Origin of the sequence: Halobacillus shinanisalinarum, from assembly GCF_022919835.1 — a bacterium.
Taxonomy (GTDB): Bacteria; Bacillota; Bacilli; order Bacillales; family Halobacillaceae; genus Halobacillus_A; species Halobacillus_A shinanisalinarum.
Map to the genome: position 1 here is coordinate 1964764 of NZ_CP095074.1, position 25343 is coordinate 1990106.

Annotated in this window: 19 protein-coding genes and 2 pseudogenes; 5 read left to right on the plus strand and 16 right to left on the minus strand. The window is 42.0% G+C overall.

Annotated features, from left to right (window positions below; all coding sequences use genetic code 11):
- Positions 1–16: 16 nt before the first annotated feature.
- Positions 17–868 carry a GNAT family N-acetyltransferase gene (locus MUO14_RS09745; protein ID WP_244755030.1) on the minus strand — a complete coding sequence of 284 codons (852 nt, stop codon included), beginning with the start codon at positions 866–868 and terminating at the stop codon, positions 17–19.
- A gap of 95 nt (positions 869–963) precedes the next feature.
- Here MUO14_RS09745 and MUO14_RS09750 point away from each other — a divergent pair, with 95 nt between their 5' ends.
- On the plus strand, positions 964–1143 hold the full coding sequence (locus MUO14_RS09750) for an SE1832 family protein (RefSeq protein WP_244755031.1): 180 nt from the start codon (positions 964–966) through the stop codon (positions 1141–1143).
- Between the two features lie 404 nt (positions 1144–1547).
- Here the strand turns inward: MUO14_RS09750 and MUO14_RS09755 are convergent, their stop codons facing one another.
- Entirely contained in the window at positions 1548–3419 is a 1872-nt protein-coding gene (locus MUO14_RS09755; protein WP_244755032.1) for a cation:proton antiporter, read from the minus strand.
- 456 nt (positions 3420–3875) lie between these two features.
- On the opposite strand from MUO14_RS09755, the gene brnQ reads away from it, so the two are divergent.
- Positions 3876–5186: a branched-chain amino acid transport system II carrier protein gene (brnQ, locus tag MUO14_RS09760; RefSeq protein ID WP_244755033.1), complete on the plus strand. Its 1311-nt coding sequence runs from the start codon at positions 3876–3878 to the stop codon at positions 5184–5186.
- Positions 5187–5233: 47 nt separating this feature from the next.
- Here the strand turns inward: brnQ and MUO14_RS09765 are convergent, their stop codons facing one another.
- The 4 genes from MUO14_RS09765 to MUO14_RS09780 all read right to left on the minus strand — a co-directional run bounded on the left by MUO14_RS09765 (position 5234) and on the right by MUO14_RS09780 (position 9657).
- A complete protein-coding gene (locus MUO14_RS09765; protein WP_244755034.1) occupies positions 5234–6082 on the minus strand; it encodes a transglutaminase family protein in 849 nt (282 codons plus the stop codon).
- A 24-nt stretch (positions 6083–6106) separates the two neighbouring features.
- A complete protein-coding gene (locus MUO14_RS09770; RefSeq protein ID WP_244755035.1) occupies positions 6107–7075 on the minus strand; it encodes an alpha-E domain-containing protein in 969 nt (322 codons plus the stop codon).
- Entirely contained in the window at positions 7068–8525 is a 1458-nt protein-coding gene (locus tag MUO14_RS09775) for a circularly permuted type 2 ATP-grasp protein (RefSeq protein WP_244755036.1), read from the minus strand. The genes MUO14_RS09770 and MUO14_RS09775 overlap by 8 nt, the downstream gene beginning before the upstream one ends.
- 199 nt (positions 8526–8724) lie before the next feature.
- A complete protein-coding gene (locus tag MUO14_RS09780; protein WP_244755037.1) occupies positions 8725–9657 on the minus strand; it encodes an NADP-dependent oxidoreductase in 933 nt (310 codons plus the stop codon).
- A 200-nt stretch (positions 9658–9857) separates the two neighbouring features.
- On the opposite strand from MUO14_RS09780, the gene recQ reads away from it, so the two are divergent.
- The 3 genes from recQ (at position 9858) to kynB (ending at position 14004) form a co-directional block, all read left to right on the plus strand.
- On the plus strand, positions 9858–12008 hold the full coding sequence (gene recQ / locus MUO14_RS09785) for a DNA helicase RecQ (RefSeq protein ID WP_244755038.1): 2151 nt from the start codon (positions 9858–9860) through the stop codon (positions 12006–12008).
- Positions 12009–12097: 89 nt separating this feature from the next.
- A complete protein-coding gene (gene kynU, locus MUO14_RS09790) occupies positions 12098–13372 on the plus strand; it encodes a kynureninase (RefSeq protein WP_244755039.1) in 1275 nt (424 codons plus the stop codon).
- Positions 13373–13383: 11 nt separating this feature from the next.
- On the plus strand, positions 13384–14004 hold the full coding sequence (kynB, locus tag MUO14_RS09795) for an arylformamidase (protein ID WP_244755040.1): 621 nt from the start codon (positions 13384–13386) through the stop codon (positions 14002–14004).
- A 42-nt stretch (positions 14005–14046) separates the two neighbouring features.
- Here the strand turns inward: kynB and MUO14_RS09800 are convergent, their stop codons facing one another.
- From MUO14_RS09800 to MUO14_RS09845, 10 genes and pseudogenes are all read right to left on the minus strand, one after another.
- The gene (locus MUO14_RS09800) at positions 14047–15576 is read right to left on the minus strand and encodes a BCCT family transporter (protein ID WP_244755041.1); all 1530 of its coding nucleotides are present in this window, start codon (positions 15574–15576) and stop codon (positions 14047–14049) included.
- A 463-nt stretch (positions 15577–16039) separates the two neighbouring features.
- Positions 16040–16207, minus strand: coding sequence for a hypothetical protein (locus MUO14_RS09805; RefSeq protein ID WP_244755042.1), 168 nt, complete (start codon positions 16205–16207; stop codon positions 16040–16042).
- 162 nt (positions 16208–16369) lie between these two features.
- Positions 16370–17617, minus strand: coding sequence for an aminopeptidase (locus MUO14_RS09810; RefSeq protein WP_244755043.1), 1248 nt, complete (start codon positions 17615–17617; stop codon positions 16370–16372).
- Between the two features lie 193 nt (positions 17618–17810).
- Positions 17811–19709: an ABC-F family ATP-binding cassette domain-containing protein gene (locus MUO14_RS09815; RefSeq protein ID WP_244755044.1), complete on the minus strand. Its 1899-nt coding sequence runs from the start codon at positions 19707–19709 to the stop codon at positions 17811–17813.
- 280 nt (positions 19710–19989) lie between these two features.
- A complete protein-coding gene (locus MUO14_RS09820; protein ID WP_244755045.1) occupies positions 19990–20394 on the minus strand; it encodes a PRC-barrel domain-containing protein in 405 nt (134 codons plus the stop codon).
- A gap of 62 nt (positions 20395–20456) precedes the next feature.
- Positions 20457–20741: a PRC-barrel domain-containing protein gene (locus tag MUO14_RS09825; protein WP_244755046.1), complete on the minus strand. Its 285-nt coding sequence runs from the start codon at positions 20739–20741 to the stop codon at positions 20457–20459.
- A 280-nt stretch (positions 20742–21021) separates the two neighbouring features.
- Positions 21022–22436 (minus strand): annotated as a pseudogene (locus MUO14_RS09830) (alanine/glycine:cation symporter family protein).
- 213 nt (positions 22437–22649) lie between these two features.
- Complete coding sequence (locus tag MUO14_RS09835; RefSeq protein WP_244755047.1) at positions 22650–23168, minus strand: acyl-CoA thioesterase; 519 nt, start codon at positions 23166–23168, stop codon at positions 22650–22652.
- A gap of 133 nt (positions 23169–23301) precedes the next feature.
- Positions 23302–24648 carry a sensor histidine kinase gene (locus MUO14_RS09840; RefSeq protein ID WP_244755048.1) on the minus strand — a complete coding sequence of 449 codons (1347 nt, stop codon included), beginning with the start codon at positions 24646–24648 and terminating at the stop codon, positions 23302–23304.
- Positions 24645–25336, minus strand: a pseudogene (locus MUO14_RS09845) (response regulator transcription factor). Before MUO14_RS09845 ends, MUO14_RS09840 begins: the two are co-directional and overlap by 4 nt.
- Positions 25337–25343: the final 7 nt, after the last annotated feature.

Sequence of the window (25343 nt, forward strand, 5' to 3'; positions counted from 1 at the left end):
GGACAGTGGGGGAGTTTTATGACTTTTTAAAATGATAAACCAGTGACTGATCGACAGCCTTATATCCAATTTTTTGATAGATAGAATTAGATGTTGAATTGGCTAAATCAGTGTAAAGAGCACAAAATTGATATCCATCATTCAACAACTTGCCTGTTAATGCAGCTACAGCCTGTGTAGCATACCCATTACGCTTAAATTCATCTGGAGTAAAGACAGCATTTACTGTGGCGCCATTTGGTGTTGACCGAGCTCGACAGACCATCGATACATAGTTTCCACCAACCTCCCAAAAGTGCATTTTTTGATCTGCAATCATATCGCAAGCGAGCTGTTCGGCCCGCTCCCTACTAAAGGAATCACTTGTTTGATCACTAAAAACCAGCAGCCAATCAACTAAAAATAGGAAATCCTTCTGTTTGGCAACCACTAACTCTCCTTCTGCTTTCGTGACTTTTTTCAGCTTATCTAATCGATAAATGCCCTGTTTCATATGAAGCTCACCCTTTTGTCCGCTACATTCTTCCCATGATTGCACAAACCATTGCACAACTTCAGACTGGCCAAGCACACCTGGAACTTCATACTCATTTTCAAATAAAAAATGGGCTAAAAATTTGATTTTGGCTCTGGTTACTGTCGAAATTGCCGGCAGAATCCACAGATGCGGAGGTGTCCTTAACGTAATATAAACAAGGTTGTCCCCTTCGTATAATTCGAGCATGAAGGCAGTAGAATCCCCACCATTAGAGTGCTTCCAACGTTCAATAATACCGAGCGGAAGGTTATTCTCCGCTTCCTTCTGTAATAAAAGTGGTTCAGAATGCTTAGCAAACAACTTTGAATCAGCTGGTCTTTCCATCCTCATCCTTCCATCCTCCTTCTCAATCTTCGGCAAAGAAAATTTCCACTATTATAACCCCTTGACACAACATCTACAATAAAAGAAAGGGGTGTTGTTGGATGACTAAAAAAGAAATTGAGAATGAAATCGCTGCACTTAAATCGGACTATGTACGTATTCAAGGGGATTTAGATAAGCTTGAAGCTGCAGGGGCAAACGTGCAAAACGCAGAAAATCAACTGGCACGTATGGAAGAACAGTTGAAGGATCTTAATCATAAATTAGCTGAAACCAAATAAACACACGAATAAAAGCGCGGGGCGCCCGGTAGACACGACAGATGAAGTTCGACTAAAACCGAGTTATGAGGACGTTCGACTAAGTTCGGCACGTCCTTGAGCCAACGTCGAACTACCCCGCGTCCTGCGGGGCATGTTTCAACGTTGAACGACCTCGAGTCCTGTGGGGACCATGGAGGCGATTGACTAGTCTTTCGTGTCTGGGCGCTGGAGCTGGATGTGGCTAACTTCATGTAAGCTTATCCACAGGCAAATATTTTTATAATTTCCTGGACGATAAAAAAGGGGCGTGCGATCAAGATCGCACACCCTTTTTCTTTTGATTTAATCTAGTTATCATTTATCCCTGTTGACCCACTCTAATACGGTAAGTGTGTAGCCATCCATGATGCTTGTTCTCTTTCTTATTCGCTCCCAGGCTCAGATGGTTTATCCTTCGCCTTTCGCTGCTTCTCCAGCTTCTCTTGAATCTTTTCAAGTTCTTTTTTGGGCGGGGTGAGGGATACAACCACATCTCCCTGTTCCACTCTCGCTTCAACTTCTTCACTAAAGAACTCTACTTTTTTACTCGGCTTTTTGACAAATATTTGAATGGCCTGGTCATCGATATTATTCAAGTAGTCACGGTACGTATATTGTCCCGTAATATTCGTACGTCTAAATACGTAGCCATGATCAACCATCGTATTCAGCTCTTCCCACGAAGCCCCTACTTTAGATAACACACGACCACCAATCGTATGAACGAGATCCTCAAGTTTATCGCCTTCACGCTTGCTTAAACTTAGTTGAAACAGATTATTCCGACCAAATTCAGGTACGAATGTCGTACAAACTAACGCATTATAAGAATCAAATTCGGTTGCAGCCAACATGTATTCATACGGTGTCATATCCAGCTTATATTCCGTCTGCTCTGATAAGATTTCCCCATGATAAGACTTTATCCCTTCAGCTCGGGCACTGGACAATCTTTCCCATGAGGAATCACTAACCAGTACAGGAACCTTCATATCTTCGAGTGCTTTTGCAAGTTTGGTCGTAAACTTGCTTCCACCAATAAGCAAAACCCCAGGTGGTCCCTCCATAGATAGACCGAGCTTTTTCGATAGCCAGCCAATTGAAAAACCATGGGCAACAACAGTTGTAAAGACGAGCGCAAAAGTAAGTGAGATTAAGATGGATGCATCCTCAAACCCTGCATCCAATAAAACACCTGCGAAATAGCCCGAGACGGTAAGCGCAACAATCCCGCGAGGTGCAATCCAACCTACCAACAATTTCTCAGGCCGGGATAAATCGGTCCCCCACGTCGATAGAAAAATGGATAGCGGACGAACGACAAATAACATTAAGAGTACAAACCCGATGATTTCAATATTGAAAATTTGCAGTAACGTTTCACGTGTGAGAGAGGCTGTCAAAAGCACAAAGATTGTTGATGTCAACAATAATGAAATACTCTCTTTAAAATGCTTCATATCTGCTATAGAAGAGATATGCATATTGGCAAGGGTCATCCCCATAGCTGTTACAGACAACAATCCCGTTTCGTGTGTCACTTCATCCGCAATAGTGAAACAAGCGATAACAACAGTAAGTACGACAGGAGACTTCAAGTATTCCGGAACATAGCCTGTTTCGAACATCCAGCCTACGCCTTTACCACACGCATACCCAAGCATCACCGCAAAAATGGCTGCGAGGAAAAACGAGAGCAATGCCATAGGTGAATGATTGGTACCAACCAGGAATTCAGTGATCTCAAAAGCAAATACAGCAAGCAAAGCGCCAATGGGGTCTACAATAATCCCTTCCCATTTTAAAATCTTTGCTGGCCTTGGCTTCAATTTTGACTGCCTTAATAAAGGTAAAATTACTGTTGGACCTGTAACTATAAACAAAGCTGCGATTACAAAGGCTACAGCCCAAGATAAACCTGCCACATAATGAGCAGCTAGCAAGCCAAGCACCCAACTTATAAAGGCACCAAATGTTACCACTCGAAACACTGGTCTCCCAAGCCCCTTGACTTCTTTAAAGTCTAAATTGAGGCTGCCCTCAAATAAAATGACGGCAACAGCAAGTGAGATGATCGGACTATATAAATTGCCAAAGTCCTGTTCAGGATTCATCAACCCAAAAACCGGACCGGCAAGTAAACCAACAATTGACATGACGACAATGGCGGGGAGGCGGAAACGCCAGGATATCCATTGAGAGCCAATCCCCAAGAGGCCGACCAACATTAATTCCAACAGAAGTGAATCAACCATTAAATGTCTCCTTACTTTTTAAAGGATTATGTATATTCACTAATAACATAGACATATTCTATATTGCCACTTTTCATCTGTAAACTATATTGTATCGAAAAGTTTAAAATGACTGTGTAAACGCTGCCTTTTTTAAACATACTCAATAAATAAACATTGACATAATTTTTTGACATTGATAGTATTACGGCGGTGATGAAACACTTATAGTGGGTGTTCAAAAAGTTTACGAATAAGAACGTCCTGTGCGTCGCAAGGTGTTCGAGGCGCGAATGTTTTGAGGGCCGCAAGCCGTATGCCTTTCATACATGAGGGCCGGAAAAACCGAGCAACGAAGAATTCGCCGGTTATCATTTGGTAACTTTTTGAACATCCTCTTATAGTAGGATGCTTTTCATTTAATAAAAGTTTATATAACGTCTAGATACAATTTGACACCTTAGAGGAGGAACAAACATGAAAGGAAGAGCCACACTCTTTACCGGTCTTACTTTATTTGCTTTATTTTTTGGTGCTGGAAACTTAATTTATCCGGTTACACTTGGAATGGAATCCGGTACTTCATACTTACCTGCCATCGCCGGATTTATCCTGACAGGAGTTGGGATCCCTATTATCACTGTCGTCGCTATTTCACGTATTAGGGGTGGGGCCATTGAATTAGCCAGTCGTGTCCACCCTTTGTTCGGAGTTGTGTTTATATCTGTTGTTTATTTGACCATCGGACCTCTCTTTGCTATTCCTCGTGCTACCAGCGTAGCTTATGAATCTGGGCTTGCTCCATGGTTAACGGAATCCTCTACCTTAGGTTTACTATTATTCACTGCTATATTCCTTGGACTGGTGTTTTTTATAAGTTTGAATCCATCTAAGCTTGTTGATCGGATTGGCCAATTGCTGACACCAGTACTTTTCATCTCTATCGTCGGCCTAGTTATCGGTAGCTTTTTTTTGCTATCGGGTGATCCCCAGCAGGCGAATGAAAAGTATAGTGCACAGCCATTTTTCACAGGTTTTATAGAGGGATACCTTACTATGGATGCCATCGCAGCTTTAGCATTCGGGATCATTACTGTCACTTCATTACGTGATCGAGGTGTCAGTCAAAAAATGCTTACGTTCCGTACATTCCAGGCTGGAGGTGTAGCCGCACTTGGATTAATGAGTGTTTATATCTCGATCGGATGGATAGGCGCTAAAATGGCAACAGAAGGAAATTATGATAATGGAAGTGCGATCCTCGCAGGAGCTGCTAATATAATGTATGGAGATATCGGCACACTCCTCTTAGGTCTCATTGTAGGACTGGCTTGTTTTACTACATGTGTAGGTTTAGTTGTTGCCTGTGCTCAATTCTTCAGCAACCGATTCCCATCACTGTCTTATAAGCAAGTCGCTTTAGCCGTTACTCTTATAAGCTTTGCTATTGCTAATTTAGGGTTGAACCAGATTGTTGCCTATTCTGTTCCTGTACTCGTGTTCGTGTATCCCATTGCCATCGTTTTAGTTATTCTTACCTTTACAGGAGGAATCATTCATCATTCACCTTACGTTTACAGAGGAGCAATAATCCTAGCAAGTCTCGTTAGCCTATATGATGGACTTGTGGCTGCAGGTGTGCCTATGTCGGCAGTTACACCTTATATTCAATCACTACCGCTTTATGAGATTAATCTAAGTTGGCTCGTACCAGCGCTTATTGGTGGTATTGCGGGAGGAATTATCCACCTGCTTGTGCCGGCTTCACCCCGTACAGTTTCAAAATAAACAAAAGAAGGCAGTTCCTCTGCTCGAGGGGAACTGCCCTTTTTTCCTTATTGGCCGATAACCGTAACGCTTACGTGCACGTCTAATCTTTGGCCGCCACCCCGGTATACTCCTTGTAATGGGCTAACGTCAGCATAGTCTCTTCCCGTTCCAACACGAATGTGATTCTCTAATGCCTCCACATTATTCGTCGGGTCAAGACCTATCCAGCCGATACCTGGGATCATCACTTCTACCCATGCGTGAGTGGCTGCGTCACCAACTAGTGCTGAATCTTCTCCAACATACAAGTAACCACTGACGTACCTGGCCGGGATCCCCTTTGCTCGTAAAACACCGATCATAATGTGGGCGTAATCTTGACAAACACCAGACCTCAACGGCCATGAATCATACGCCTTCGTGTCCACTTGTGTCGCAAATTCATCATACCTGATCGATTGATTAATATAGGACATCAAGTCAAGTGAGAATTGAATAGGATCTGATTTCCCTACAGCCGCTACAATCTCGTCAATTTGATCTTTATATAAAAGGGTATAGGCTGTTTCGGTTAGATAGGGTAAATAGTGCTCGTGAAATAAGTCGGAACAAAAAATCCCCTGCATTTCATCTGTATAATGGATCAAACGGATAAAAGGACTCTTCTGGATACTTACAGTAGAAATAGTTTTCACCGTTAACTGATCATGCTTATGGGCTATAAAAAACGTTTCTACATGATTTCCCCAGAGGTCAATATGTTCTTTGGTTAACGAGGAAGGTGTTATTTCCGTTCGATACGACAACAGTCTTTGACACTCATCTGTCCTCGGCTTAAGTCTGATGTGATTCATACTTTGGTCAACCGAGTTGTCGTAATAAAACGTATTTGTATGTTCAATTTGGTACTTCATATTTTTCCCCCTCGTCTTTCCCTTTCATCTCACTGAGTGAACAGGTTCCACTAAATAATATGTTTCAGAAAATAGTACACTTATCTCATGACAATGATTTTGAAATCTATCCAAGAAGACCATGAGTTCGTCCATACCCAATCCAGAAATGTCCGTGTTCTTTAATTCCTTTTGAATGGCAGAAAGCTTCTGAAACAGCCTTTCTGAATAATGAGAGACCTTGCCTGATTCTAAATTATGAACTGCTTCTAGTACGTGATCCATACAATAACGAATCGACCTTGGGAAATTCCCATTTTCTATTAAAAAAGGGAGCACGTTTTTGGGATCCATTGTTGGCGGATACTCTTTAATATAGGCATCATAGCCATTCACGATTTGAAGAGCTGTCAACCAATAGTAATAACTTTCTGTCTCAGAATTGCCCTTTTCCCTCATTGACTTTTCACAAATTACATTTAAAATCCGGGCAGTTTTCTCCGCCCGCTCAAGCCACTTCCCCACCTTTATAAAGGTATAGGGGACCCCTCTCGTCATCATGGATTCAACGATCCCTTGTCCAGCCAACGACGTATGGATTACATGTTTTAAATACTCCTGTGTATGCTGTGGCATAATAGGAGTATTCTCTTTATTCTTTTGCTCTAAATAAAAACCATTGATCACATGCCACAAATCGTCAGGAAGCATATCTCGAGTAGCTTTAGCACCATTCCGGGCATATGTTATACAATTACTTATTGAATTCATATTCAAGGGACTCACTGTTAAATATTGAATGATCGTATCCCTGTTTAATCGTCCATACCTGCCATAATACTCTTCTTTCGATGCACATATATCAAGCACCTCTTCCCAGTCCCTATCTAATACTTGTTGATCAGAGGATTCCAGCATATGGATGAGTTGAACACTTAATATTCTAGCATTGTTCTCTGAACGCTCGATATTACGGGCCATCCAGTAAAGAGCTTCCGCTACACGACTAAGCATGAACATCATCTCCCTCTGATAAGATCCAAGTATCCTTTCCTCCACCACCCTGTGATGAATTCACAACGAGCGACCCTTCCTTCAAGGCCACTCGGGATAACCCGCCAGGTACCACATGTGTGCTAGAACCATTCATGACAAAAACACGCAAATCAACATGACAAGGATAAAACCTTCCCTGTTGATAAGCAGGCGCCCGCGAAAGTTTAATCGCAGGCTGAGCAATGTATTGACTGGGTGTTTCAACAATTTTTTTCCTAAATTCATTGATCTCCTCTTCCCTTGCATGTGGTCCGATTAACATGTCATATCCACCTGATGCGCTCACATTTTTCACGACGAGTGTCTCAATATTTTCAAGCACATATTCAAGCTGTTCAGGATCTCTTAAGAAATACGTGTTAACGTTTGATAAGATAGGATCTTCATCTAAATAGTAACGGATCATGTCTGGAACATAAGCATACATCGCCTTATCATCCGCAATCCCATTGCCAATCCCATTTAAAATCGCCACATTTCCCTTATGATATGCCCTCATCAAACCCTTTACCCCTAAGGTTGAATCAGGTCTGAAACTCTCAGGATCAAGAAAATCATCATCAATTCTTCTATATATAATATCGATACGCTTCAGTCCTCGAATCGTTTTCATATACACCTTGTTATCCTCAACAACTAAATCCCTTCCCTCTACTAGTTCAATACCTATCTGCTGGGCAAGGAAGACGTGGTCATAGTAAGCCGAATTATACATGCCTGGGGTCAATAGAACAGCTGTTGGTGCCTCAGGATTCATTGAGTTTGCTGGCACATGACTAACCAATGCACCGTGAAGGTCCTTAAATTGATGCTCAAGTGTTTGAATGGAATGTTGAAAAAACAGTTCTGGATAGACTTGACGCATCACATACCTGTTTTGAAAAACATAAGACATCCCTGAAGGATTACGGAGATTATCTTCCAACACAAGATAATCCCCATTTTCGTCACGAATCAAGTCTATTCCTGCCAGAAAAATATGATTATTTAAAGGAATTTCAACCCCAGTAACTTGTTTATAATAATAGGGATTGTGGCGAATGAGAACCTCTGGAATGATGCCGTCGTTGACAATCTCCTGCCTATTATATATATCCTCTAAAAAACAGTTTAATGCCTTCATCCGCTGCTTCATCCCACGCTCAATCTTTGTCCATTGCTTGTCAGGGATAATCACAGGTACAAAGTCAAACGGCATCGTACGTTCCATCCCACCCGTATCGTTATATACAGTAAACGTGATCCCTTGTCTAAGAAAGCTTAGTTGAGCCGTATCATGCTTTTCGCGTAATTCATCCTTTGAGAAATCGCTGACTAAGTCATAGAAATATTTATAATGCTGTTTAGGTTTTCCGTCTGTCTCCATCATTTCATCAAAGAACATACCTGTCTGATAATTTTTCAGCACTTATTCTCCCCTACGTTAGATGATAGTACTCTATACCCCATAAGTTATCATAATAGTCGGAATTTTTTAGGTTCGAGGGAATTATAATAGCACAAATGAATGTATTAATTGCACGAAATCACACCATAATTGCACATTTGCCGATTTTAACATCAGAAAACCTCAGGCCTTCAAAGATGACCTGAGGTTAATCTTTTGATTAAATAGAAATAACAATCTTTCCTTTAGCATGATGGGTCTCGCTTAACTCATGTGCGTTCTTCAATCCTTGTTCACTAAAGTCAAATTGATGGCCAATAACAGGTTTCACTTCCCCACTCACCATCATGTCGGCAAGCTTGCTTAACTTAGCTCCATTCGGCTCAAGCCAAACAAAGCCAGTCTGCACGCCATATGACTCTGCCATTTCTTCATCTGGCGGCTGGACAATTGATGGCAATCGTCCACCTTTTTTCAGCACCTTAAAGCTTTTTTCCTGAATGTCGCCGCCCATTGTATCGAGGACGATGTCATAATCGCTCAGTAGTTCTGAGAATTCCTCTTGTTTATAATCGATAAAGTGATCGACACCAAGGTCTTCTACCCAATGTTGATTACGGACGCTAGCGGTTGCAGCAACTGTGGCTCCAAAAGATTTGGCAATTTGAATGGCAAAGTGGCCGACACCTCCAGATCCTGCATGAATGAGAACCTTATCGCCTTCTTTTATATTGGCAAAATCAACAAGGCATTGCCAGGCTGTTAATCCTGCAAGAGGAACAGCTGCCGCCTCCCCATATGATATCGAATCGGGAAGGTAGGCCAGCAAGTCTTCATCAATGGCTGCGTACTGCGCATAGGTTCCGTTTCTCGTTGTCTCAGGACGAGCAAATACCCTGTCACCTTCTTTAAAGTTTTTTACTTCACTCCCTATTTTCTTCACGACTCCTGCTGCATCCCATCCTAGGATAATCGGGAATTCAAAATCCAATTTTCCCTGTAAATATCCTTCTCTTAACTTCCAATCTATCGGGTTAATCGATGTTGCATGAAGTTCAACTAACACTTGATCTTGCTGTATTTCTGGGGTAGGCGCCTCTTGTTCTATCAATTGTTCCTTCCCACCATACTGTTCTATTACAATTGCTTTCATTCTATTTCACCTTCCTAAAAATTGGTCAAAAATCACCAAATGATAAGCGACGGACATCACCGTTGACTTGTCGTGTCGCATTCAGAAGCTTTTTGAACCCTTGGCCTAATTAAAATAAATGTACACGCTGAATTTTCCCCTTTCAAGTAAATCAAAACATGATACGATAAGAAAAGAATGCTCTAAAGGATGGTCTAACCATGATCGAACAAGCTAAAAATTTCTTACAAGAATATTATGGATTCACATCGTTTCGTCCTGGTCAGGAGGAAGCGATTCAACATGTCTTGCAAAATAGAAACACACTGGCTGTGATGCCAACGGGCGGCGGGAAATCGCTCTGTTATCAAATTCCCGGTCTCACGTTAGAAGGCACAGCCATCATTATTTCACCACTCATTTCTCTGATGAAGGATCAAGTAGATGCGCTCTCCTCCTACGGGATTGCTGCTACTTATATTAACAGTTCCCTATCATTTGAAGAGCAGCGTGATCGAATCTATGATATGGAACGCGGTCGCTATCAATTTGTCTATGTGGCCCCTGAACGTTTTGATTCCAGTTCCTTTTTATCAACGATTAAACAGATCAAACTGTCCTTAATTGCTTTTGACGAAGCCCATTGTATCTCGCAATGGGGGCATGACTTTAGGCCAAGCTATCGTTCAATTGTTCAGACACTTTATCAGATCCCGAACCTCCCTGTCATTATGGGATTAACGGCTACGGCTACCCAAGAAGTGATCAAAGATATTAAGCAGCTGATTCAAGTGACAGATGAATCTGTTGTGAATACAGGTTTCGCGCGTGAAAACTTATCTTTTCGTATGATAAAAGGACGGGATAAGCGTGATTTTATCCTCGAATACTTAGAACAGCGGCCCAATGAGTCTGGGATTATTTACACTGCTACACGAAAAGATGCTGATCACTTGCAAAACTTCCTGTCTAAAAAGAGCTTCTCTGCGGGGAAGTACCATGCTGGGATGACCGAAAATCAGCGTAAGCAAGTGCAAAGTGATTTTGTCCAGGATGAAATTACAACGATTATTGCTACAAACGCTTTCGGTATGGGGATTGATAAATCGAATGTCCGCTACGTCATCCATTACTCGATGCCGATGAATATTGAATCCTATTATCAGGAAGCGGGCCGTGCCGGGCGAGATGGTGAACCGGGCGACTGTGTGCTGCTTTTTTCTGGACAGGATATTCACCTGCAGCGCTTTTTAATCGACCAATCGATGATGCATGAAGAGAAGAAGAAGGACGAATATCAAAAGCTGCAATCGATGATCAATTACTGTCATACGCATATGTGCCTCCAGCAGTATATTCTTGACTATTTTGCCGACCCTACTCACACCGAACCATGCGGTAAATGCTCTAACTGCCTGTATGAAGGGGAAGAGCAAGACATGACAAAGGAAGCGCAAATGGTGCTATCCTGTGTTAAACGAATGGGTGAACGATTTGGGGCAGGGTTAACGGCCAAAGTGCTTCGCGGCTCTTCTGATCAAAAGGTATTACAATTTAAATTTCATAAGCTGACAACGTATGGAATTTTATCTCATTATACAGAAAAAGGGCTCACGCAATTTATTAACTTCTTAACGGCAGAAGGCTTGTTAAGTCCCGGCGAAGGAAGGTATCCTACATTAAAACTCACACCCGAATCTGTCACCGTTCTTAAAGGGGAAAAGCCTGTAAAAATGCTTGTAGAAACAACAACATCAGAGCAAGAAATCGACTATGATGTAGAAAAATTCGAAGCACTTCGCGTGTTGCGAAAGGAATTGGCTGATGCTTCCAGCCTGCCTCCTTACGTTATTTTTTCAGATGCTACGTTAAAGGATTTGACGATCTACCTTCCTATGAACGAAAGAGAGATGCTGAAAATGAAGGGGGTTGGTGAACAAAAGCTTGAGCAATACGGAGACGCCTTTCTCGAGAAAATTAAGCCATGGGCTGAGGAAGCAGAATCACGACCCAAGCCACCTGCTTCCTATTCCCAACCAAGAAAAGTTAAAAAAAAGGACCCTGCCGACCCGAGACAGAGCCATGAGATCTCTTTTGATATCTGGAAGAAGGAAGACAAAACCATTGAGGAAGTTGCGGAAGCTAGGGAAATGAGTGCACAGACGATTGAAAATCATATCTTCCGATCAATTAGAGAGGGCGAAATAATAGATTGGGATGTATGGTTTAATGATGAACAGGAAGAAAATGTTTTAATGGAATATAGTAAATTAGATGAGAAAAAATTGAGACCGCTCAAGGAAGTTCTCCCTGAAGATTACTCCTATCGGCTCATTAAAGCTGTACTTGTTAAACATGGCTATATGAAATAGTACAAAGAACACCCATCGTGTCAGTTCTTTTAATGGCAGGTCGTTTGTTATGATAGAGGGAAGTAGTTTTTGGAAGGATGGGATGTCTAATGGTACGTCTAACAAAAGAAGTCGCAATGAAACTTGATCAAGAGGATCCATTACAACCATATAAACAGGAGTTCCATTTACCTGAGAATGCATATTATATGGACGGAAATTCACTCGGCCTTTTATCTAAGCGGGCTGAACAAGCCTTACTCACTTCGCTTCAGGATTGGAAACAACTCGGGATTAATGGCTGGACGGAAGGTAAGGAACCATGGTTTTACCTATCAGAAAAACTCGGGGCGAAAACCGCTCCCTTAATCGGTGCAAAAAGCGAGGAAGTTATTAACACGGGGTCAATCACAACAAATCTACATCAACTGCTGGCTACTTTTTATAAACCTGAAGGAAAGAAGACTAAAATTGTGGCAGACGAACTGAACTTTCCATCTGATATTTATGCACTAAAGAGTCAGCTTGAGCTTCATGGCTATGACCCTTCTGAACACCTCGTTCAAGTAAAAAGTGCGGATGGTTATACCTTATCAGAAGACTCAATCATCGAGGCTTTTGATGAGGAGATTGCTCTTGTCATGCTGCCGTCTGTTCTTTATCGAAGCGGGCAGTTACTCAATATTGAAAAAATTACGAAAGCTGCCAAAGACCGTGGGATTACCGTTGGCTTTGACCTCGCTCACTCTATTGGTGCCATGCCCCACAAGCTCCATGATTGGGGGGTAGATTTTGCCGTATGGTGTACATACAAATATTTGAACAGCGGTCCTGGCGGTGTCGGGGGATTATTTGTGCATGAGAAGCATCTCGGCAGAAAACCAGGCCTCGCCGGTTGGTTCAGTTCTAATAAAGATAAGCAATTCGATATGGATCATGATCTCACACCTGCAGATAGTGCTGGCGCTTTCCAAATGGGCACACCACATATTTTAAGCTCATCCCCGTTACTTGGCTCACTGGACATTTTTCAAGAAGCAGGAATCGAACAAGTGCGTAAAAAATCATTAAAGCAGACTCGCTTCATGATGAATTTTATTAAAGAGGAATTAGCTCCATTCGGATTTACCATAGCTAATCCTGGCGATGATGAGCGGCGCGGTGGGCATGTGAGCTTAATTCATGAAGAAGCGGCAAGCATTTGTAAAGCTCTGAAGCAATCGCACGTCATACCTGATTTCCGCTCGCCCAACGTCATTCGTCTTGCACCTATAGCTCTTTACACTTCCTATACAGACCTATATGAAGTTATGATGATACTTGAGGATATTGTAAAACAAGGAAAACAGAAACAGTTTAAAAATGAGAGAGATACGATAGCCTAAGGAGGAATTTGATGAAGCTAATTGATATTTCCATGACACTAAATGAATCCACACCGCCTTGGCCTGGTGATGAACCTTTTCGCTATCATTTAACCGCATCAATGGAAGATACCGGCTCAGTCAATATTGGAAGCCATAAAGGAAGCAACCACATTGGCACACATGTCGATGCACCCTTTCATTATGATAACGATGGGTTAAAAATGGCTGATCTTGATGTTCATCGCTTCTACGGTGATGCACTAGTCGTCAATATGGAAGGCAAAGATGTTGTTACAAAGAAAGATTTACAGGCGTTTGAGTTTGAAGGTGTGAGTAAGGTGTTGTTCCGCTCGACTAGCTGGGATGATCGAACACGCTTTCCTAAGAAATATACCGTGATCCATGAGGACGTGGGACCTTATTTACAGGAGCAAGGGATCGATCTGATTGGGGTCGACACACCTTCCGTCGACAGCGAGACAAGTAAAACGTTACCGGCTCACCACTCTCTTTATAATAACGACATCCTGATCCTTGAAAATATTGTTCTTGATCATGTCGCCCCTGGAACATATGAGCTTATGGCCTTCCCGCTTAAGATGGAGCAAGCAGATGGCAGCCCCGTTCGTGCTGTTCTTCGTCAGAAATAATTAAAAGAGCTTTTGCGCAAATAACGCGCAAAAGCTCTTTTATTATTTCTTTATATTTTGTTCGATAGCCATTTGTTTAGCAACACGTGGCGCGAGCCAAATCATTGGCAGCAATAGCAGAGATACAGGAACGGCTGTGACGACAATAAAGTTCTGCAACTGTGTAATGCCGCTGTCCCCCGTAATAAGAAGGATCGCCGCAATAGCCCCCATAATGACAGACCAGAATACACGAAGCCATATTTTCGGATTCCCTTCGCCTGTGACGGCCATTGCAATCGTATAAGACATCGAATCACTTGTAGTCACGACAAACAAAATTGTTAGTAGTAAGAACAAAGGTGAAATGATAGCAGCCCACGGAAATTGCTCGGTGATGGCAAACATAGCTGCGGGTTTTCCTGCCGCATTCAATGCCTCAGAGACTGATCCCGGATTTTGCAGTTCAAAGAATATACCAGAACCTCCAAGAATCGTAAACCAGAAAGTAGAGATGATTGGTGCAAAAATGGAAATCGCTACGATGATTTGCCGAATTGTACGACCGCGTGAGATACGGCTTACTAGAATGGCCATCATTGGACCATAGCCAATGAACCATCCCCAGAAAAATACGGTCCATAGTGATAACCATTCGGAATCGCCACGGAATGTACTCATTGGGATAAACTGATTTACATAGACCCCAAACGACGAAACAAAATGATCAATGATGAATCCCCCAGGTCCAAAAATCACGATAAAAATCATCAGGCCTAAAGCAAGACGAACGTTAAAGCTGCTTAACAACTGAATCCCCTTATACAGGCCAGTTACAGCTGATATTGTCGAAATTAAGACAACAGCAATGATAATTAAAACTTGCGTGCTAAACTCGTTAGGGATGCCAAATATCGCTTGCAGTCCATAACTTGCTTGCAAACCAAGAAAACCAATAGGTCCTATCGTTCCTGCTGCCACTGCAATAACAGAAAAGGCATCGATTAGTGTCCCGAACCAATTGTTACGTATCTTTTCACCAAAAATCGGATAAAGAAGCGTTCTTGGCTTCATTGGCATGCCTTTATGATAATGACCATACATCATAACGACCGCACTAATGGTTCCTAGTATTGCCCAAGCTAAAAATCCCCAGTGCATAAAGCTTTGTGCTAATGCTGGATTCACAGCTGCCTCTGTACCCGCTTCGATTCCTAATTGAGACAAGTAAGGAGGAACGGTTAGAAAATGGAACATAGGCTCTGCAGCCGCCCAAAACACACCGCCTCCAGCTAATAAAGTAGCCATAATGATCGATAACCACTTGTATAAACTTATTTCGGGCTTGTCAATTCCACCCATTTTAATCTTTCCGTATTTAGAAAATGCCAGCCAGATACCAACAAAGAAAGTGGCTAGCATCAATAGTTGCCAGAATGCCCCAAAATAAGTGACTGACCAGGCAAAGGTAGTATTAACAAATGATTCGATCCAGTTAATATTAATAAGTGCAAAAATAACGAATAGTAATAAAGCTCCGCCACTTATTATAAAAACGGGCCAATCTATTCTTCCTGTTTGTTTCTGATTCATAAAGAACTCCTTTAAGTGTGTGCTCAAAAAGTTGATGAATGAGAACATCGACAAAGATCGTCACATCCTGTGACAAGTCGACACGAGCACGTTCCTTGCGCGCCACAAGAGGTTCGAGGCGCGAACGTTTTGAGGACCACAGCGTATGCCTTTCATAGGTGAGGACCGGACAAACCGAGCAACGAAGAAATTCACCGTTTATCCTGCATGAACGGTCAGCAAAACCCCATGTCGTGTAGGCCTCAACGATCCATCAGTGAAAACCCCACTGATGGGAGTTTCCCTTTATCATTTGGTGACTTTTTTGAACATCCTCTTTAATAGTTAATCTTGATTCTTCACACAATGCTATATCCTACCACCTATTATTGTATTATGTAAAGGCATATCTACTTTTATTCAATTAGAAAGGCTACAGTCCTGACTCAACTGTAGCCTTTACTCTATCTTAATTACCTTTTTTTTATTCATCTAAAATATGATCTTTATCTCGATGGCGCTTCTGGCAATCTTTACACATTGTTATTTCTGCTTCTTTTTTCGTCATTAACTTCTTTCCACAGCTACTGCACTTACCAACGCTATTTGGGTTAGACTGAAATCCTGGAAGTTCACTCTCTATATCTACCATAGATAAGCCTCCTTTTTATCTTGTTTACTTACTAATACCCTTTTCACCTTTTGTTCAACCCTCCCATAATATTTACGATATGTATCTACTTTTTATTCATGAGAAAGAGGCGCTAGTATCAGCGCCTCTTCTCTTCAAAATGTCCTGGTCATTCCCATTTTTTTATTCAAAAGAGATAGCCCAGCTTCCCTTTCTCATGACGGGTTCCGTTGATCCATCTTCAAGCACCCCATCAATATCAAGTTCGCCTGAACCCATCATGAAATCAACATGGCTTAAGCTATGATTCACACCACTCTGATCAAGCTCTGTTTCATTCATGTCTGAGCCACCTTCTACATTGTTTGGATAAGCTTTTCCTAACGCTAAATGACAAGAAGCATTTTCATCATAAAGCGTGTTGTAGAAAATTAAGCCAGACTGGGAAATCGGTGATTCATGCGGAACAAGCGCAAGCTCTCCCAGCCTGCGAGAACCATCATCTGTATCCAATAGATGCTTAAGTGTTTCTTCACCCTCCTCAGCCTTGTAATCCACAACCTTGCCCTCTTTAAAGGTGAGGGTGAAGTTATCGATGACATTACCGCCATAATTAAGCGGCTTCGTACTTGATACTTGCCCGTTTACGCCATATTTATGTGGGGCTGTGAACACTTCCTCTGTCGGCATATTCGGATTAAATGACACGTTCCCTTCGACGGTTTGAGCGGCGCCGCCCTTCCAAATATGATTTTGCGGAAGTTCTACCTCAAGATCTGTTCCAGGAGCTTTGTAAATAAGCTTGCTATATTTCTTCTTATTTAAAAACTCACGTGCCTGTCTAAGTTTACGGTTGTGTTCCTCCCATGCTGCCACAGGCTCTTCCTGATCCACTCTTACGATACTAAAGATTTGCTCCCACAATTTAGCAACAGCAGTTTCCTCTGTTTCATTTGGAAAAATCTTTTGCGCCCAAGCCGGAATGGGAATGCTCACAATTGACCACTGGATGCGATCATTCATTGTAAACTCTCTAAACTTCGTCATTGCTTCAGAACGAGCTTTAGTTGCAGCAGCTACCTTTCCTGCATCAATCCCTTGTAGCAGGTCAGGGTCTGTGGAACGAACAGACAGAATCGCAGCCCCCTTCTCACCGAAATAACTATACATGTCCTTCTGCCAATCAGGGACTTCCTTCAATACTTCTACATCCGCATGCTCGTAGCGAAGACGTGTTAACTCATCGTCAGCCCAAACAATGTACACATCCTCGGCACCCATTTCATAAGCTTTTCTAGCAATTACACGAGTAAACGGAGCACCTTCCACCGTTGAGTTAATCATAAGCTTTTGATCTTTTTGTAAATTTACACCTGTTTGCAAGGCAAGTTCTGCATACTTTCCCAATTGCTCCTGACTAGGTAATAACATAAGTTTACCTCCCATAATTTTTATGTATCCGTATACATTATTTCACAATTCATTCCTTGTCACAAAAAAATAAGATCCAACAGTGCCGGAAAAGCAGCTCAGTTGGATCTTATCGTCTGTGTAATTATGACCTACATTCACTTTACTAAACATATCGAGCATTAGGAACGGGGTCACGTCAGGATACTCAGGTTCATTCCTCTATTTCTTCTACGATAAGGGAAAGCTCTTCCCAGCGGCTCATTTTTATTTCAAGCTGCTCTTCAAGTTTCTCTTTATTTTTGTATAATTCTTCGACCTTACTGTAGTCGCTTCCCACTTCAGCAACCTGTTCATCAATAGCTTCTATTTGTTCCTCAAGTGCAGTTATTTCATCCTCAATGGTCTTCCATTCTTGTTTTTCTCGATAAGATAACTTACGCCTGCGGTTCGATCTTCTCGTTTCCTCTTGTTCTGAGGTAGTATTCTGTACTTGCTTCGCCTGTTCCTTTTGCCTTGTCTGAGTTTGTTCGAGATGTTCCGAATAATTACCATAGAACGTCTCGATGCTTCCATCTCCTCCAAACACCAACAGTTTATCAACCACTCGATCCAAGAAATAGCGGTCGTGTGAAACCGTGATGACAACGCCTGGGAATTGCTCTAAATATCCTTCAAGAATACTTAGCGTTTCCGTATCAAGGTCGTTCGTTGGCTCATCGAGAAAAAGGACATTCGGTTCACTCATGAGTACACGCAATAAGTAGAGTCTGCGGCGTTCCCCGCCAGATAATCGCTTAATAAAAGTCCATTGCTGTGGTCTGGGAAAAAGGAACCTTTCAAGCATTTGTTCAGCGGTAATTTCTTCTCCATCTGCTGTAGAAATCACCTCAGCTACTTCCTTAATATATTCGATCACCTTTAGTGACTCATCCATTTCTTCGTGATCCTGTGTATAATAGCCGATGTTCACAGTAGAGCCAATGGTTAAATCACCTTGATCAGGGTTAAGGCGCTGCGCCATAATATTTAACAGAGTTGTTTTGCCAGAGCCATTAGGGCCGATAATCCCCAAACGTTCATTTGGCACGACCAAGTAGTTAAAGTTTTCTATCACCGGTTTGGCATTAAAGCCATGGGAAATATTCTGTAATTCAATGACTTGCTTCCCTAACCGTGACGAACCAATAGCCATGTCAACGTCTTGCTTATCTGTGTTAAAACTTTGCTCCTGCATCGTCTCAACTCGTTGTTTTCTTGCCTTTTGCTTTGTCGTTCGTGCCTTGGCTCCGCGTTTTAACCAGGCTAGCTCCCTTCTTAAGGTGTTCTGGTGCTTCTGTTCTGCTTGTCTTTCCCACTCTTCCCGCTCCGCTTTCTTTTCTAAGAAGGTTTGATAATTCCCTTCATACGTATATAACGTGCCTTTATCAAGCTCATAAATAATATTTGTCACCCGATTTAGGAAATAGCGGTCATGGGTTACGACCATCAGTGCCCCTTTATATTGCGCTAGATATTCCTCAAGCCACTCAATCGTTTCATTATCCAAATGGTTGGTCGGTTCATCAAGCAATAAAAGGTTGGCCGGTTGAATTAAGGCCTTAGCGAGAGCTACCCGTTTACGCTGACCACCGGAAAGTTCTTTCACTTTTTTATCAAAGTCTACTACACCAAGTTTTGTCAAAATCGTTTTCGCTTGTGTATTTGCTTCCCAAGCACCTGTTTCATCCATTCTTTGCTGTAGTTTAAGCAGTTGATTTTGAATTTGCTCATCCTCAGGGTGAACTTGAAGCCGCCGTAAAATTTGTTCATACTCTCTAATTGCAACCATCACAGCAGAATCTCCATAATAGATTTGCTCTAACACGGTTTTCTCTGCCTGCAGTTCAGGATCTTGAGGTAAATATTCGATTGTAAAGTCTTTCGCATGCTGTGTTGTCCCTGTATCAGCTGATTCAATCTCAGCAATAATCTTCATCAGTGTTGACTTCCCAGTCCCGTTGACACCAATTAAACCAATGCGCTGCTGGTTTGAAATAGTGAACGATAGATTGGTAAACAGTTCTTTATCACCGTAACTCTTACTCAATTGCTCAACAGACAATAGACTCATTTTCCGCTCACCCTTTATCTAACAAACTAACCCCCATTTTATCATAAAAATCGTAAAGTTTTCCTCTGGGGAGATCTGGGTGTTTAGCAGGGTGCCTATTTCCACCCATTGGTATTTACATAATTGTTAAGTATCAAGAGGTGTTCTTTGTAAGAGTGTAGTAGCTATCCATGAAGCCCGTGGGATAAATACTGATTCCTTGTCCAGTCCCCTCAGTAATAGAAGTACTTTTTTATACATAGGGAAACGAACGAGAGAGCCCCCCGTTCGTTTCAATTTCTTATTCCTTCCAGTATGGTTTTTTTCCATAGGCACTGTAAAGTTTTTCTTCATACGCTCTTGAGATGGGAGCGTCAGGATCATATTCCGGGGCATTTTCAACCTTTTTCTGATCAAGGGATACGAAAACCCTTTTTTCGGACCATCTCACATCACTAATCCATGCCGGCGCAATAAGGACTTTTTTTCCGGATTGCCAATTTTTTGTGTCAACGATAAGATAGCGGATTTTCCACGTTTCATCATCTACAAGAAAACTATCAACATGGCCAATCCCACCGTCTTCCGCATGGATCTGATAATTTTGAACTTCCGAGGTGCTTCTTATATGAGACTCTTCTGAGTTTTCGCCGATTCCTTGCGGTTCCTCCACAAAATTCTCTTCATATAATTCACTTGGATACATCGCTTGGCCCCAAACACCCGGACCACCCCAATAACTTCCCCAACCGTAAAACTGGTTTAATCTCATTTCCTGTTCGCGAGAGACCGGACTTTCAGTATCGATGTCGGGCTGTCTTTCACCTGATCTTTCGTGAGATGAACAGAAACCTGTTCCTCTTCATGATTGACTGCTTTGATGGAAATCGGTGAAAGCAATACCGTCCGTCCTGGAAGCCATTTTCGGGTATCGGCTACGAGGTAGCGAATCGTCCAATTTTCATCATCAAAGAGAAAGGAGTCTACCTTCCCCAGTTCATCGTCTGTTGCATTAATCTTATAGCCTTGAATCGTCTTTTCATTATGAATCATTTTTGCATCCTCCTAGAAAAATGCGTCTTTCTCTCTAATTTCCCGATGCAAAATTCCATAAACATTCATTTTATTGAGAGAGAATAAAAAAGCCCCTAAAACGCAAATACGTTCTAGGGAGCTCTCCTTTAGATCTTGCCGCTGGACAACATTGTCGTTTAGTAGTCTCCTAGTTTGGGAATTTCTTGATAAAAATCGGATATCGAAGCAGAAAAGCCGGCGTATATAGATTGGAATTTTGTAAATACGCATATATGGCATCAAATCGTGCATATAAAGATTAATGCTCTTTTTCGCTTGTTTGATCTCTACGCCAATATTCCATTCCTTTGACACCAGGTAAATGATCCTGGTAGAAGACGGGATCTTTTCCTTGCTTGCGCTGACTGCTGTAATCTTTCAATGCGGCATAAGCCACTTTAGACAGCCTGAAAATGGCGTAAAGGTTAATCAATGCCATAATTCCCATTGTCAAATCGGCGAGAGACCAAACAAGACCAAATTCAGCCACAGCGCCAAATAGCACCATTGCAAGGACGGCAAGTCGATAAATGAAAATACCTGTTGCACTTTGCTTGATGAATTCAATGTTCGTTTCCCCGTAATAGTAATTCCCAATTATGGAACTAAACGCAAATAGGAAAATAGCAATGGCGATAAAGATCGCTGCCCACTGTCCCAACTGAGTTTCAAACGCTAATTGGGTCAGTTGTATGCCATCAAGGTCTGTAGTCACGTATTCACCAGAGAACAGAATGATGACTGCCGTTGCACTACAAATTAAAAGGGTATCTGTGAAGACACCAAGTGTTTGAATCAACCCTTGTTTAACGGGGTGACTCACCTCTGATGTTGCTGCAGCATTCGGTGCACTACCCATGCCGGCTTCGTTGGAGAATAAACCGCGTTTAACACCAACTAAAATCATTCCACCAAAGGTACCGCCTGCTACTTCTCTGAAACCAAAGGCCCCTTGGAAAATCATACCAAACATTTGGGGATCCCACCAATGTTAACGATAAGTACATACGCAGCTAAAATGATATAGAAAAACGCCATAATGGGGACAACAAATTGAGTAACCTGTGCAATACGCTTTAGACCGCCAAAAATAATCAAGGCAACAATAATCGTAAGAATGATCCCCATCGTCCATCTTTCAATATCAAAGGAGCGCTCAAAAGCCAAGCGAATGGTATTGGATTGTACGGAACTGAATACGAGTCCGTATGTAAAGGTAATCGTAATCGCAAAGATAATTCCCAATGTACGATTGTTCAGACCTTTTTCCATGTAGTATGCTGGACCACCGCGATATTGATCTTTATTAGGTACTTTATACACTTGAGCCAATGTACTCTCAATAAAGCTTGAGGCACCGCCTAGGATGGCAACCATCCACATCCAAAAAACAGCTCCTGGCCCACCGACAGAAATAGCCGCAGCCACACCCGCTAAGTTCCCCGTACCCACGCGAGACGCTGTACTGATTGCAAATGCCTGGAACGGTGACGTCCCTTTCTTTCCCTTAGCTGAAATCGCCCGCTTGTCGAATAAGACTCGAAACATTTCAGGAATATAACGAAATTGAGCAAAATTCAGACGAATAGTAAAATAAAGACCAAGACCTAATAATGCTGCTACAAGTATGTAACCCCACATCCAGTCATTCAATTCTGTTAATAAACCTTCCATATCAGTCCACCTCCAAATTAGAATAGAAATGTTTGACAATTAGTAATTCTTTCCCTTATTGGTCTTAATAGAAACCAATAAAGCACCATTATCACTTTACCAATAATCGTACGAAGTTGAAATAGAAATATGCATTTACATAAGATAAATCTCAAATAAGCCCTGACCATAATGGCCAAGGCTTCCCATATACTAGGTCGTTTGAGGGGGCTTTTAATCCCTCTTCCAGGGTAATCCTGTTCCGAACAATTTAGCTAGTTCTTTTGATTCTTTTCTTCGTAGATTACGTTGTTCACGACGTTTGCCGGCACCTTCGTGCAGCCATTTTTCTTGCTCCGTTTCTGGGTAAACAGGTGGGACTGGGCTTGGCTGGTTATTTTCATCCACTGCCACCATCGATAGAAATGCCGTCGTACACACTTTTCTTTCACCTGTAAGTAAGTTCTCAGTAATTGCTTTAACGAACACTTCCATAGAGGTATTGTGTGTCCATGTGACGAACGCTTCTAGGCAAATTGTATCCCCTTCAAAAACAGGTTGAAGAAAGTCGACGGAGTCAGTCGAGGCTGTTACTACAGGTTTACGAGCATGGCGTACAGACGCGATTGCTGCAACGTCATCAATGTAAGCCATCAGCTTGCCTCCAAATAATGTTCCATGACTATTCGTATCCGGCGGAAGTACATGTGAATTTTTAACGGCTAATGAATCAATGCAAGGTTTTGCCTCCATTGTCATCCCTCTCTTTCTCTAAATGAAGCTCAAAAAGCACCGAATGTGAGTATAATCTTAGCAAACCTAACTCGACTACTTTCTGACCGCTTCTTATATGGAATCGTTCCCTGTTCCTATTATATCACGTATCCTAGTTTGCCATCCTTCTAGTTAAAGTTATTTCAAAGGTTGCCCCTTGCGTCCCTTCATTATTATATGCAAGTATGGTGCCGCCACTCCGTTGAACAATTGCACGGGAGATTGCTAATCCAAGACCTGTCTCCCCACCTTTTCCTTTGATAAAACGTTCGAATAATTGTGGGAGCAGATCATCCGGTATACCTTTACCATCGTCTGTTACAAGAAACTTCAATGTATCATTTTTCACAAATGAGTTTAGAGTCACTTGATGGTTTGCGTGACGTATAGCATTGCCAATCATATTTATTAGAGCTTGAAGAATGCGTTCACTGTCGACATAGGTGTAGAAGGCTTCACTCGGTTCAAAATGCAGTACTATGTTCTTCTCCCTTGCAAGTGGAACCATACGATCCTTCGCTTGAGTAATCACTTCTACAACGTCGGTTTCCTCTGGATGATACACGTCCTCATTGCTATCAAGCTTTGCTAATAAAATCATTTCATTCACAATCTTCTTCAATCGATCAGTCTCACTAACGATCACCGTAAGTCCTTTATCTGCCGCTTCCCTTTCAAAGACGCCGTCACGGATACCCTCCGCATAGCCTTGAATCGACATCAACGGTGTTTTTAATTCATGGGAGGCATTTTGGAAAAACTGCTTCTGTGAAGTAATATAACGTTCGAGCTCGTAAGCCATTTGCCTCACACTGCGCTCTACTTCTTTAATCTCTCCGCTTGATTTTACAGTTTGCACTTGATCAAACTGCCTCTTTTCAATTTTCTTCAATTCCTTTTTCAATCTTGTAAGCGGAGTAACAAGTCTTTTTGTTAAAAAGTAACTCACAACAATTGCAAGCATCAATCCGATAAAGAAAACGCCAATCATCCGCCCCGCAAAAGAAGACTGTACAGCTTGTAAATCATCTAAAGGAGTTGCAATAACCAAAATCATACCACTCCTGCTTGGGGCAAAACCTAAATCATATACAACATAGCTTTCACCCTGATGGCTTTCCCACACTTCTTCCTCAATGAGCTCATTGTCATAGTTTTCAACCCAAGTCTGTGCCGTTTCATTTGGAAGCGTACTAAATAAAACTTCTTCCTCATAACGATCAAATAATACCATTGGAAAATTGCTGTCTTGAATGAACTGTGATAGTTTAGCAACCCGCTCGGACGGATTCTGCTCATTTGCAATACCTCTAAGTATATTAGCCCGCCCCTCCAACTGTCTCAACTCGTCCTGGACAAGCATGTCCGTCAACAAAGAATAAATGAAAAAGGCAGTGATAGACATAATAACAATAATAAGCGCAGTAAACGCTACATTCAGCTGATACAGGAGTCTCATGATGCACCTCTGTTCGACCTGAGCCGATAACCATGGCCCCAGACTGTTTCTAAAGGAAGATCTTTCATCTTTTTACGCAGCCGTTTCACTAAATCATCGACTGCACGATCACTGCCAAAATAATCATTCCCCAAACCTGAACAAGTAATTCCTCCCTGCTGAAGGCACGGTTTTCCTGCTCAGTCAATATCCATAACAGTTCGAATTCCTTTGTGGTTACCTCAACTTCTTGCCCCTGAAAATAGGCGCTTCTCTCTGCAATATTTAATGTTAGCTCACCTGCTTTTATGTGATCAGATAAAGATGTATTATCAGGCTTCATAACCTCCCATCGCTTTAGATGACGTTTCACACGAGCTACAAGTTCTCTTGGGCTGAAAGGTTTTGTTAAATAATCATCGCCCCCTAGTTCAAGACCTAAAATCTTGTCAAGTTCCTCATCTTTTGCCGATATGATTACGATAGGTACTTCAGACGTTTGACGAACTTTCTTACAAAATTCATACCCATCCATACCGGGAAGCATGAGGTCAAGCACCCATAAGTCTGGAGGGTCTTGTTCAAATACCTCCCAGGCTGCTTCTGCTGTTTCCATTGCGTTTACTTTATATCCTTCTTTACTTAAATAGCCTATTACGATGTCACTAATATTCTCGTCATCTTCAACTAATCCTATCGTTTGGTCCATTTGATAC

Excerpts from the sequence above, each read along its gene's own strand:
- kynB (WP_244755040.1), top strand. The coding sequence starts at position 13,384 with ATGAAGCTAATTGATATTTCCATGACACTAAATGAATCCACACCGCCT.
- recQ (WP_244755038.1), top strand. The coding sequence starts at position 9,858 with ATGATCGAACAAGCTAAAAATTTCTTACAAGAATATTATGGATTCACA.
- MUO14_RS09820 (WP_244755045.1), bottom strand. The coding sequence starts at position 20,394 with ATGTATCCAAGTGAATTATATGAAGAGAATTTTGTGGAGGAACCGCAA.
- MUO14_RS09750 (WP_244755031.1), top strand. The coding sequence starts at position 964 with ATGACTAAAAAAGAAATTGAGAATGAAATCGCTGCACTTAAATCGGAC.
- MUO14_RS09770 (WP_244755035.1), bottom strand. The coding sequence starts at position 7,075 with ATGCTTAGTCGTGTAGCGGAAGCTCTTTACTGGATGGCCCGTAATATC.
- MUO14_RS09755 (WP_244755032.1), bottom strand. The coding sequence starts at position 3,419 with ATGGTTGATTCACTTCTGTTGGAATTAATGTTGGTCGGCCTCTTGGGG.
- MUO14_RS09840 (WP_244755048.1), bottom strand. The coding sequence starts at position 24,648 with ATGAGACTCCTGTATCAGCTGAATGTAGCGTTTACTGCGCTTATTATT.
- MUO14_RS09815 (WP_244755044.1), bottom strand. The coding sequence starts at position 19,709 with ATGAGTCTATTGTCTGTTGAGCAATTGAGTAAGAGTTACGGTGATAAA.
- MUO14_RS09745 (WP_244755030.1), bottom strand. The coding sequence starts at position 868 with ATGAGGATGGAAAGACCAGCTGATTCAAAGTTGTTTGCTAAGCATTCT.
- MUO14_RS09825 (WP_244755046.1), bottom strand. The coding sequence starts at position 20,741 with ATGATTCATAATGAAAAGACGATTCAAGGCTATAAGATTAATGCAACA.
- MUO14_RS09835 (WP_244755047.1), bottom strand. The coding sequence starts at position 23,168 with ATGGAGGCAAAACCTTGCATTGATTCATTAGCCGTTAAAAATTCACAT.
- MUO14_RS09780 (WP_244755037.1), bottom strand. The coding sequence starts at position 9,657 with ATGAAAGCAATTGTAATAGAACAGTATGGTGGGAAGGAACAATTGATA.
- MUO14_RS09810 (WP_244755043.1), bottom strand. The coding sequence starts at position 17,617 with ATGTTATTACCTAGTCAGGAGCAATTGGGAAAGTATGCAGAACTTGCC.
- brnQ (WP_244755033.1), top strand. The coding sequence starts at position 3,876 with ATGAAAGGAAGAGCCACACTCTTTACCGGTCTTACTTTATTTGCTTTA.
- MUO14_RS09765 (WP_244755034.1), bottom strand. The coding sequence starts at position 6,082 with ATGAAGTACCAAATTGAACATACAAATACGTTTTATTACGACAACTCG.
- MUO14_RS09805 (WP_244755042.1), bottom strand. The coding sequence starts at position 16,207 with ATGGTAGATATAGAGAGTGAACTTCCAGGATTTCAGTCTAACCCAAAT.
- MUO14_RS09800 (WP_244755041.1), bottom strand. The coding sequence starts at position 15,576 with ATGAATCAGAAACAAACAGGAAGAATAGATTGGCCCGTTTTTATAATA.
- kynU (WP_244755039.1), top strand. The coding sequence starts at position 12,098 with ATGGTACGTCTAACAAAAGAAGTCGCAATGAAACTTGATCAAGAGGAT.